The organism is Aureimonas endophytica (genome assembly GCF_014642635.1).
Classification (GTDB): domain Bacteria; phylum Pseudomonadota; class Alphaproteobacteria; order Rhizobiales; family Rhizobiaceae; genus Plantimonas; species Plantimonas endophytica.
The window spans coordinates 511,839-522,821 of the sequence record NZ_BMIQ01000001.1; the positions used below are offsets into that span (position 1 = coordinate 511,839).

General features: G+C 69.0%; 9 protein-coding genes. 7 read left to right on the top strand and 2 right to left on the bottom strand.

Annotated features, from left to right (window positions below):
* Positions 1-25: 25 nt before the first annotated feature.
* Positions 26-607 carry a preprotein translocase subunit SecG gene (secG, locus tag IEY14_RS02560; protein ID WP_188906638.1) on the bottom strand — a complete coding sequence of 194 codons (582 nt, stop codon included), beginning with the start codon at positions 605-607 and terminating at the stop codon, positions 26-28.
* A gap of 199 nt (positions 608-806) precedes the next feature.
* Between secG and IEY14_RS02565 the strand changes: the two genes are divergently transcribed.
* The 6 genes from IEY14_RS02565 (at position 807) to lexA (ending at position 7,049) form a co-directional block, all read left to right on the top strand.
* Positions 807-2,696, top strand: coding sequence for a peptidyl-prolyl cis-trans isomerase (locus tag IEY14_RS02565; RefSeq protein WP_188906639.1), 1,890 nt, complete (start codon positions 807-809; stop codon positions 2,694-2,696).
* Positions 2,693-3,724, top strand: coding sequence for an anthranilate phosphoribosyltransferase (gene trpD / locus IEY14_RS02570; protein ID WP_188906640.1), 1,032 nt, complete (start codon positions 2,693-2,695; stop codon positions 3,722-3,724). Before IEY14_RS02565 ends, trpD begins: the two co-directional genes overlap by 4 nt.
* Positions 3,721-4,533 carry an indole-3-glycerol phosphate synthase TrpC gene (gene trpC, locus IEY14_RS02575; protein ID WP_188906641.1) on the top strand — a complete coding sequence of 271 codons (813 nt, stop codon included), beginning with the start codon at positions 3,721-3,723 and terminating at the stop codon, positions 4,531-4,533. The genes trpD and trpC overlap by 4 nt, the downstream gene beginning before the upstream one ends.
* Entirely contained in the window at positions 4,530-5,024 is a 495-nt protein-coding gene (gene moaC / locus IEY14_RS02580; RefSeq protein ID WP_188906642.1) for a cyclic pyranopterin monophosphate synthase MoaC, read from the top strand. The genes trpC and moaC overlap by 4 nt, the downstream gene beginning before the upstream one ends.
* Entirely contained in the window at positions 5,021-6,232 is a 1,212-nt protein-coding gene (locus IEY14_RS02585) for a molybdopterin molybdotransferase MoeA (RefSeq protein ID WP_188906643.1), read from the top strand. Before moaC ends, IEY14_RS02585 begins: the two co-directional genes overlap by 4 nt.
* Positions 6,233-6,314: 82 nt before the next feature.
* Positions 6,315-7,049 carry a transcriptional repressor LexA gene (lexA, locus tag IEY14_RS02590; protein WP_188906644.1) on the top strand — a complete coding sequence of 245 codons (735 nt, stop codon included), beginning with the start codon at positions 6,315-6,317 and terminating at the stop codon, positions 7,047-7,049.
* A gap of 15 nt (positions 7,050-7,064) precedes the next feature.
* Here lexA and IEY14_RS02595 read toward each other — a convergent pair whose 3' ends face one another.
* Positions 7,065-9,320, bottom strand: coding sequence for a ComEC/Rec2 family competence protein (locus IEY14_RS02595; protein ID WP_188906645.1), 2,256 nt, complete (start codon positions 9,318-9,320; stop codon positions 7,065-7,067).
* A 149-nt stretch (positions 9,321-9,469) separates the two neighbouring features.
* Between IEY14_RS02595 and gltX the strand changes: the two genes are divergently transcribed.
* The gene (gene gltX / locus IEY14_RS02600) at positions 9,470-10,894 is read left to right on the top strand and encodes a glutamate--tRNA ligase (protein ID WP_188906646.1); all 1,425 of its coding nucleotides are present in this window, start codon (positions 9,470-9,472) and stop codon (positions 10,892-10,894) included.
* The last annotated feature ends 89 nt before the right edge of the window (positions 10,895-10,983 follow it).

A 10,983-nucleotide genomic window follows, 5' to 3' on the forward strand; every position in this document is an offset into this window, starting at 1 on the left:
GCCGCGATCGAACGCGGCCGCTCGATCACTGCGCCGGCGTCGCCGGGGTCGCGGGCGCCTGTCCGCTCGCGGTCGGAGCCGGCGCCTCGGTGGCGGGGGCCGCCGGGGTCGGCGCCGCGCTGCCGCCGGCCGGAACGCCGGTCTGCGGGGTCGCATCGACGGGCGCCGTGGTCGTCGCGCTCGACGGAGCGATCGCGGGATCGGCGCTGGCCGGCGTGCCCGCCGGGGTCTGCACTTCCGACTGCGACTGCGACGCCGTGCCGCCGGCCGGGACGCCGCTCGTCGCCGGCATGCCGCCGATCTGATCGAGGAGATTGCCGCCTGTATTGCCGGCGGGCGCCCTCTGGTTCGCCGGAATCCGATCCAAAATGTCGGTCGGCCGCGCGCCGTAGCGGGCGGTGAGTCCGAGGGCGAGCGAGGTGATGAAGAAGCCCGCGGCGAGGATCGCGGTCGTCCGCGTCAGGGCGTTCGCCGCGCCGCGCGCCGTCATCAGACCGCCGCCGCCTCCGCCGATGCCGAGGGCACCGCCTTCCGAGCGCTGAAGCAGAACGACGACGATCAGCGCGAGCACGATCATCAGGTGGATGATGATAAGGATCGTATCCATGATTGTTTTTTCGGGCGGCGCGGCCGCCCCGATGGAGTTCGAAGTCGCCGGCTTCTTATAGGAGGCTCCGGCCAAATCCAAATGCTTTCACGACAGGAAAGCCGCGATAGCATGAAGGAATTCGCCGCCGGGCTCCTTGCGTCGGCGCCAGTCCTTTTCCTAATAGGGCCGACAAAGGTGGACGGAGACGCCCTATTCCATGCTGAAGACGTTGCGCCACAAGACGTCCGGCCTCATCGCCAAGCTGATCCTCGGTCTCGTCGTCCTCGCCTTCGTGGCGACGGGCTTCGCCGGCTTCTTTCAGAGCAGCCCATCCTCGACGATCGTCGCCGCCGGCCGCACGAAGCTGACGGCGGAGGATTATCTGCTCGCCTGGCGGCAGGCGGAGGTCGGCCTCGCGAACCGTCTTCAGCGCCGCCCGACGCGCGAGGAGGCCGAGGCGAGCGGCATCGAGTCGCAGGTGATGGCGCAACTCGTCAGCCAGGCGGCGCTGGACGAGCAGGCGCGCCGGCTGGATCTCGGCCTTTCGCAGGAGCGGCTGGCGCAGCTGATCGCCGACGATCCGTCCTTCCACGACGCCGCGGGCAATTTCTCGCGCGCCAATTTCCGCCAGCTCCTGTCGAGCATCGGCATGTCCGAGAACGACTTCATCCGCAATCGGCAGAAGGCGGCGGTCCGAAGCCAGATCACCGATGCCGTGGCACGCGGCGCGACCGCGCCGATGGCGCTGAAGACCGCCTTCGGCCTTTATACCGGCGAGCGGCGGACGGTCGATTACATCACGCTTTCGCCCGCCAGCGTCGAGCCCGTCGCGGAACCCGCCGCCGACGCCGTGCAGGCCTATTTCGACAAGTACAAGCAGCGCTATGCCGCGCCGGAATATCGCTCCGTCGCCTATGTCGTGGCGACGCCGGAGACGCTCGCCGATCCCGCCTCCATCTCGCAGGAGGCGATCGCCCAATATTACGACGCCAACAAGAGCCGCTTCGCCACGCCCGAGAAGCGTCAGGTGCAGCAGATCATCTTCCCGAATGCGGAGGCCGCCAAGGCCGCGAAGGGCGAGGCGACGTCCGGCAAGAGCTTCGAGGACATCGCGGCCGCGAGCGGCCGCAAGCTCGCCGATGGCGACCTCGGCCTGCGCACCAGGTCCGAAATCCCGGACAAGGCGATCGCCGAGGCCGCCTTCGCTCTCCCCGAGGGCCAGATCTCCGATGTCGTCCAGGGCGTGTTCGGGCCGGTGCTGCTGCGCGTCGCGAAGATCGAGCCGGAAAGCGTGAAGCCGCTCGCCGAGGTGCAGGACGAGATCCGGCGGCAGCTGGCGCTCCAGGCCGCCGGCGAGGAGATGCAGCAGGCGCAGAACAATTTCGACGATGCCCGCGCGGGCGGCGCGAGCTTCGAGGAAGCCGCGCAGCGCGCCGGCCTGGCGGTGAAGACCATTCCCGCCATGTCGCATTTCGGCGAGGGTCCGGACGGGCAGCGCCTCGCCGATCTGCCCGAGGCGGAGGGCTTCCTTCAGGCCATCTTCGCCGCCGATACCAATGCCGAGAACCCGCCGCTCGCCATGCAGCCGAGCGGCAGCCTGTTCTACGACGTGACGAAGGTCGAACCGGCGCGTGACCGCACGCTCGACGAGGCGCGCGCCCGCGTCATCGCCGATTGGAAGACCGACGAGGCGCAGCGCCTGCTCGGCGAGAAGGCGGAGGCGCTGAAGAAGCGCCTCGAAGGCGGCGAGACGCTGGATCAGGTCGCGGCCGGCGAGAAGCTGTCGAAGCAGACCGCCGCCGCCATCACCCGCCAGTCGGGTCCGGGGCAGCTCGGCGGCGAAGGCACCGAGGCCGCCTTCGCCGGCAGCGAAGGGCTCGCGGCGGTCGCCGTCGGACCCGACGGACAGTCGCGTCTCCTGCTGAAGGTCGTCTCAGTCGCGCCGCCGATCGATCCCGTCGCCTCGCTTCGCGCCGGCGACGTGCAGCAGCTCGATCAGCTGATGGTGAACGACCTCGTCCAGTCCTATGTCGACGGGCTGCGCGAGGCCTATCAGATCGTCTCCTATCCGCAGGCGATCGAGCGGGCCCAGGCGATGATCCGATGAGCGCTTCGCTGAAGCCCCTCATCGGCAAGGTCGCGGCGGGCGCCGCGCTGTCGCGGGCCGAGGCGGAAGAAGCCTTCGGCATCATGATGTCCGGCGAGGCGACGCCGACCCAGATCGGCGGCTTCCTGATGGCGCTGCGGGTGCGGGGCGAGACGGTGGACGAATTGGCGGGCGCGGTCTCCGTGCTGCGCGCCAACATGCTGAGGGTGGCGGCGCCGCCCGGCGCGATCGACATCGTCGGCACTGGCGGCGACCATGCGGGCACGCTGAATGTCTCCACCTGCTCCGCCTTCGTCGCGGCGGCCTGCGGCCTCGTCGTCGCCAAGCACGGCAACCGGGCGCTGTCCTCGCGCTCCGGCTCGGCCGATGTTCTCGTCTCGCTCGGCGTCAAGGTGGATCTCACGCCGGACGACATCGCCCGGACCATCTCGGAGGCGGGGCTCGGCTTCATGTTCGCGCCGCTGCATCATCCGGCGATGCGCTTCGTCGGCCCGAGCCGCGTCGAACTCGGCACGCGAACGATCTTCAACCTTCTCGGCCCCCTGTCGAACCCGGCGTCGGTGAAGCGCATGCTGGTCGGCGTCTATAGCGACGAATGGCTGCTGCCCGTCGCCGAGACGCTTCTGGAGCTCGGCGCCGAGGCCGCCTGGGTGGTGCATGGCGCCGGGCTCGACGAGATGACGGTCTGCGGCACGACCAGCATCGCCGCGGTCGAGGCCGGGCGCATCGAACGGTTCGACATCGAGCCCGAGGATGTCGGCCTCTCCCGCGCACCGGTCGACGCGATTCGCGGCGGCGACGCCGATGCGAATGCGGTGGCCCTTCGCGCCGTGCTCCGGGGCGAGCGGAACGCCTATCGCGACATCGTGCTCCTGAACGTCGCCGGGGCGCTCGTGATGGCCGGTGCGGCGGCGGACCTGCCCGCCGGCATCGCGCGCGCGGCGGAGGCGATCGATTCGGGATCGGCGCTCGCCGCGCTGGAGCGGCTCGTCATGTCCTCCAATCGAACGGTGGAACAAGCGCCATGACCGACATTCTGCGCCGGATCGAGACCTACAAGCGCGAGGAGATCGCCGAAGCGATACGCGCGCGCCCCCTGGCCGAGATCGAGGCCGCCGCCCGGGCCCAAGACGCGCCGCGCGGCTTCGCGGCGGCCATCCGCCGCAAGCATGCCGAAGGGCGCCACGCGCTGATCGCGGAGATCAAGAAGGCGAGCCCGTCGAAGGGGCTGATTCGCGCCGATTTCGATCCGCCGGCGCTCGCGAAAGCCTATGAGCGCGGCGGCGCCGCCTGCCTCAGCATCCTCACCGATGGACCGTCCTTCCAGGGCGAACCAGCCTTTCTCACGGCCGGGCGCGCCGCGACCGCGCTGCCGGCGCTGCGCAAGGACTTCCTGTTCGACACCTATCAGGTGGCGGAAGCCCGCGCCTGGGGCGCCGACGCGATCTTAATCATCATGGCGGCGGTGGACGACGCGCTGGCGGCGGATCTCGAAGCCGCCGCCTTCGACCATGGCATGGACGTCCTTCTCGAAGTCCATGACGAGGTGGAGACCGAGCGCGCCCTGAAGCTCCGCTCGCCGCTCTTCGGGATCAACAATCGTAATCTGCGCACGTTCGAGACCGATCTCGGCGTGGCGCTGCGGCTGGCGCGCCTCGTGCCGGAGGATCGCATCCTCGTCGGGGAAAGCGGCATCTTCACGCCGGCCGATTGCGCCCGTCTTGCAGAAGCGCGCATCCGCGCCTTCCTTGTCGGCGAGAGCCTGATGCGTCAGGCGGATGTGGAAGCCGCGACCCGCGCGCTTCTCGCCACCGATGCGGCGGAGGCGGCGTCGTGAGCGAAGCGCGCCTCACCCATCTCGACGCAGAGGGCGCCGCCGCGATGGTCGATGTCGGCGATAAGGCGGTCACGCGGCGCAGCGCCACGGCGGAAGGTCTGGTGATCATGGCGCCGGAAACGCTGGCGCTCATCCAGGCGGGCCAGGTCAAGAAGGGCGACGTCCTGTCGATCGCCCGCATCGCCGGCATCATGGGCGCGAAGCGGACGGCGGATCTCATTCCGCTCTGCCATCCCCTGTCCCTGAACAAGGTGGATGTGCGAATCGCGATCGAACCCGCCCTGCCCGGTCTGCGCGTCGCCGCCACCGCCAGCGTCACCGCGAAGACGGGCGTCGAGATGGAGGCGCTGACCGCCGTCTCGGTCGCGTGTCTCACGATCTACGACATGGCGAAGGCGGTCGATCGCGGCATGGAGATCACCGGGCTGCGACTGGTCGAGAAGTCGGGCGGCGCGTCCGGCGACTGGCGGACGGACGCGCGCCGGCCATGAGCCTGATCCCGGTCGAGGAAGCGTTCCGGCGCATCGTCGGCGATGCCGCCCCGATCGGCGACACCGAAACTCTGCCGCTCGGCGAGGCCTTCGGCCGTGTCCTGGCGCGGGATCTTCCGGCCGGCCGCAGCCAGCCGGGCTTCGACGCCTCGGCGATGGACGGCTACGCGCTCCGGTCCGAAGATATTGGCTACAAACCGGAGCCACTGCGGATCGTTGGCGAATCGGCCGCCGGGCGGGCCTTCGAGGGACGTTGCGACACCGGGGACTGCGTGCGGATCTTCACCGGCGCGCCGATGCCGGACGGCGCCGACGCCGTGCTGATCCAGGAAAATGCCGAGCGCCTCGCCGATGGCCGCCTCCTGCCCAGGACGGGGGTAAAGGTCGGCCAGCATGTCCGCCGGGCGGGCATCGACTTCCAGGCAGGTGACATCCTCGTTCCGGCGCGCGGGATCCTGACCGCCGGCCGCATCGCGCTCGCGGCGAGCGGCTCCCATCCAACCCTCGACGTCGTCCGCCGGCCGCGCGTCGCGATTCTGGCAACGGGTGACGAACTGGTCCCGCCCGGAGCGCCGGTCGGGCCGTCGCAGATCGTCGCGTCCAACAGCTTCGGCATCGCCGGTCTCGTCCGGGCGGCGGGCGGCGAGCCGCTCGATTACGGCATCGCGCCGGACGCGGCGGAGACGATCGGCCGGCTGGTCGATCGCGCCGTGGCCGAACGCGTCGACATTCTCGTCACGATCGGCGGGGCGTCGGTCGGCGATCACGATCTCATCGGGCCGGTCTTCGCCTCGCGCGGCGTGGCGCTCGATTTCTGGAAGCTGGCGATGCGTCCCGGCAAGCCGCTGATGGCGGGCCGTCTCGGTCCGCTGCGCCTGCTCGGCCTGCCGGGCAATCCGGCATCGAGCATGGTCACCGCCACGCTCTTCCTGCAACCCCTCGTCCGAGCCCTGCTCGGCCTTGTCGCGACGATTCCCTATCGCGAGGGGATCCTCGGCGCCGACATGGTCGCCAATGACGAGCGCGCCGACTTCATCCGCGCGACGATCGGCGATTCGACGGCCGTCGTGCCGATCGTCAGCCCGTTCGGACGTCAGGACTCCTCTCTGCTCTCGGTCTTCGCCCGCGCCGACGCCCTGCTCCTGCGCGAGCCGCATGCGCCGGCCGCGAAGGCGGGCGAACCTTGCCGGTTCATCGTGCTCGGCTGACGAAGTCAAAGCTTGAACGCTTGCGGAACACAACTAGAACATATAATCCTTGTTCAGGTTTTGTTTTGATGGACTCGCCGCGATGTTGACGCGCAAGCAGCACGACCTTCTCGTCTTCATTCATGAGCGCCTGCAGGAGGTCGGCGTTCCGCCCTCCTTCGACGAGATGAAGGACGCTCTCGACCTTCGTTCGAAATCCGGCATCCATCGCCTGATCACCGCGCTGGAGGAGCGCGGCTTCATCCGTCGTCTGCCCAACCGAGCGCGGGCCCTCGAAGTGCTGCGCCTGCCCGAATCCATGGCGCAGCGGGCGCCGAAGGGCCGCGCCGGGTTCACGCCGAGCGTCATCGACGGTTCGAAGGGCCTCCGGTCGGCGAGCCCGGCCGAGGCGGCGGAGCGGCGCCCGCGCGCCGCCGTTCCGGAAGCGGCGAACCAGTCGGTCGGCATTCCGGTGATGGGCCGAATCGCGGCGGGTGTGCCGATCTCGGCGATCCAGAACAACACCCATCATGTCCATATGCCGCCGGATATGCTCGGCACCGGCGAGCATTACGCGCTCGAAGTGAAGGGCGATTCGATGGTCGAGGCCGGCATTCTCGACGGCGACACGGTCATCATCCGCAAGGCGGAAACGGCTGCCCAGGGCGAGATCGTCGTGGCTCTCGTCGATGACGAGGAGGCGACGCTGAAGCGTTTCCGCCGTCGCGGCGACGCGATCGCTCTAGAAGCCGCCAATCCGGCCTATGAAACGCGCATCTTCGGCTCGGACCGGGTGAAGGTGCAGGGCAAGCTGGTGGCGCTGCTGCGCAAATATTGAGGCGCGGCCGCCCGGTCAGGGCGTCTCGTCTCCATTCGCGGCGGTCGCTCCGGTGGCGGGCCGGTGCCAGGCTTCCGGCCAGGGCGCCTGCCGATGCCGGTTCCACTCGACCTCGGTCGTGGCTATGGCGGCATCAAGGATCGGACCTGCCGCAACGGGATCGCGACGGATGGCGAGCGATCCGCTGAGACGCAGGCTGCGGAGCGTGAAGAGTCTCGCGCCGGAACGGCAGGTGGTCAGACGAATGGCGCGCGCGACGATGGCGAGGTCGGCTTCGTCGCAGGCCCGGCCGGTCCGGCGATAGTCGTCCGTCCAGACGACGCGCAGGCCGCTACGCGTCCGGGCCCGGCAATATTCCAGGGCCTTCGGCTTTTTCGGTTTTTGGATATCGGTCTCGCCCTTGGTCGGGCCGACCGGCTCCAGAATTGTCTCGCAGGCAAAGGCGAGATCGGACGGCGCCGTCGCGCCGCGCGGGGTCGGATAGGCGCGGCGCCATTGTTCGAGGACAAAGGCGTTCGGCTTGGCATGGAGCGGCACGAGATCTCCGGCCGTGTCGATCAACGCCGCCTCGCGGCCGTTCTCGAAAAGCAGCAGGTCGGGTCGTTCCCCGGCGCTTCGCCCGGAGATCAGCCCGGCGACGGCCAGCGGAATTGCCAAGAGGCGAAGATGGCTCGCCAGAAAGCAGGCGGTGAGCAGGGCTGCGGTCAGCATGAACAGTCCCGCCAGCGTGACGAGGCCGGTCGGATCGTCGGGCAAGTGGTCGTAAAGGAAACGGGCGACGGCGAAGACCAGTGTCAGGCCCTTACCTAAAAGCACGAGAAACGGCCCGTCGAGGCCGAAGGGCATGGCGACGACGGCGATCAGCGCCAGCGGCATGATCCAGAAGGAGAAGAGCGGCAGCGTCGCGAGATTGGCGAAGAGCCCGTAGGGCGCGATGCGCTGGAAGTGATAGGCGGCGTAGGGCGCCGTCGCGAGGCCGGCGACCGTCGAGGACAGGGCGATGCCGAAAAGCGCAAGGGAAAGGGTGACGAACGGACCGTCTTGGACCTCCCTCGCCCGCCGATGGCGCCAGCGCACGAAGCTGCCATAGCCGCCGACGATGGCGGCGGTCGCCGCGAAGGACATCTGGAAGCTGGCGGAAAGCAGGGCGTGCGGGGTCGTCGCGAAGATGATCAATGCGGCCAGCGCGACATTGCGCAAGGTAACGGCCGAGCGGTCGCAGATCACCGCGACGAGCATGATGGCGATCATGACGAAGGATCGCGTCGTCGCGACATCCATGCCGGAAAGGACGAGATAGAAGGCCGAGATCGCGAGCGCCGTGCCGGCCGCGATCTTCTTCGCCGGCAGATGGAGGGTGAGTCGCGGGATCGCCGCGCAGAACAGGCGGACGAGCGTCATCGCGAAGCCGGCAACGAGCGCCATGTGCAGGCCGGAGATCGAAAGGACGTGCGACAGCCCGGCGGCGCGCAGCCATGCATCGACCTCGCGTGGGATGCCGGTCCGCTCGCCGGTGATGATGGCGCTGGCGACGGCGCCCTCCCCGCCGCCGATCGCATCGCGGATCCGATCGCTCATCCACAGCCGGAGATCGATGAGCCGCTCGCCGAGGGACAGCGAGTTTTCGCCGGCTGCGGCCGGCTCGGGCGGGCCGAGCGCGAAGCCCTCTGCGCCGATTCCCTCGAAGAACGCTCCTTCGGCGAAGTCGTAGCCTCCCGGCAGCGCCGGACCGGACGGCGCCCGCAGCCGCACGAGCCCGCGATAGGAGGAGCCGACCGGCAGAGGCGCGTGGCGGTTGGAGACGAGGAGTTCCGCCCGGTTCGGCGGGCGCGACAGGGTCGGGCGCGTCGTCGCCTCAATCGCGACGAGATAATGCAGGCGTCCGCGCGCATCCCGGTCGCGCCAGAGCACGCGCCCTTCGATCCGCACCGTCGCTTCGCCGGAAAAGATCACGGTCTCGGTTCTGGAGAGTTCGAAACCCGCGCTGGCGGCGCCGAAGCAGGCGAAGGCGGCGAAGATCGACGCATGGCGCGCAAGCCCGCTCTCGATCCGCCACAGGGTCAGACCGAGGATCGCGCCGCCGGAGGCCAGAAGCATGGCCGGCTCCAGTCGCCAGCCAAGGCCGTCGATGGCGAGGATGCCGGCCATCATGGCGAGCGGCAGCAGATAGAAGGCGGTTCGCGCCTCGATCTCGGCGGCGATCTGCCTCCGGAACCAGAGCCACCATTCCGCTTCGCGCCAACGCCGGAGCGGGCGCGCGAGACGAAACATCGCCGGTGCCGAGGATCGCTTCGTTCGGGTCGCGCTCATCCCCTTCCGCCGCCACGCGCTTGTGTCGCCTTTCTCCTATGCTACACAGCCGCCTCGAAGACCCGATCGAAAATCTTCGATCCCCTATCGTTTCACACGGGACATTCGACATGACCGCAAAGGTGGTGACGCGCTTCGCCCCCTCGCCCACCGGATTCCTGCATATCGGCGGAGCCCGCACGGCGCTGTTCAACTGGCTCTACGCGCGCCATACCGGCGGTCGGATGCTGCTGCGGATCGAGGATACCGATCGCGAACGGTCCACCGACGCCGCCGTCGAGGCGATCATCGAAGGCCTCGACTGGCTAGGTCTGAAAGCCGACGAGCCGGCCGTCTCGCAGTTCGAGCGCGCGGCGCGCCATCGCGCCGTCGCGCAGGAGCTGCTGGCGGCCGGCAAGGCCTATCTCTGCTTCGCCACGCCGGCGGAACTCGAGGAAATGCGCGAGAAGGCCAAGGCGGAGAAGCGCCCGCCGCGCTATGACGGCCGCTGGCGCGACCGCGATCCGTCCGAGGCGCCCGCCGGGGTGAAGCCGGTCATCCGCCTGAAGGCGCCGCGCGAGGGCGAAACCGTCGTCCACGATCAGGTGCAGGGCGACGTCCGCTTTCCCAATCGCGATCTCGACGATTTCGTGCTGCTGCGCTCCGACGGCACGCCCACCTATATGCATGCCGTCGTCGTGGACGATCACGACATGGGCGTCACCCATATCATCCGGGGCGACGACCATCTGACCAATGCCGGCCGTCAGACGCTAATCTATCAGGCCATGGGCTGGGACGTGCCCCATATGGCGCATATCCCGCTGATTCACGGCGAGGACGGCGCCAAGCTGTCGAAGCGGCACGGCGCGCTCGGGGTCGAGGCCTACCGGGCCATGGGCTATCTGCCGGAGGCGCTTCTCAACTACCTAGCGCGTCTCGGCTGGAGCCATGGCGACGACGAGGTGATGTCCATCGCCCAGATGGTCGAATGGTTCGACGTCACCGACGTCAACAAGGGCGCCGCGCGCTTCGACTTCGCCAAGCTGAACGCACTGAACGGCCTCTATATCCGGGCGACGGCGGACGCGACGCTGGTCGACATGCTGATGGCGGAACGAGACCACCTGCCGAACGGCGCGATCCTGCGCGCCGCGCCGGACGACGCCGTCCGCGATGTCCTCGGCCGCGCCATGGCCGGCCTGAAGGACCGGGCGAAGACGCTGGTGGAACTCGTCGACATGGCCGGCTTCTATTTCGCGCAGCGTCCCCTCGCCTTCGACGATAAGGCGGCGGCGATTCTCGCGGAGGGTGGCCGCGACATCATCGCCAAGGTCCTGCCGGCATTGACCCGCTCCGCCCGATGGGAGCACGATGCCTTGGAAGAGGTGGTCCGGCAGAGCGCCGAGGAGCATGGGCTGAAGCTCGGCAAGGTGGCGCAGCCGCTGCGCGCGGCGCTGACCGGAAGGTCCACGTCGCCCGGCGTCTTCGACGTTATGGCCGTGCTCGGCCGGGAAGAGGCCTTGGCGCGACTCACGGATCAGGCGAAAATGTGACCGGCGGCAACCTCCCGGTAGGTTTGCACTGCCATATAAGGCCCATGTCGCGGCTTGTCGCAGGCGACACGAACGGATAGGCAGTGCGC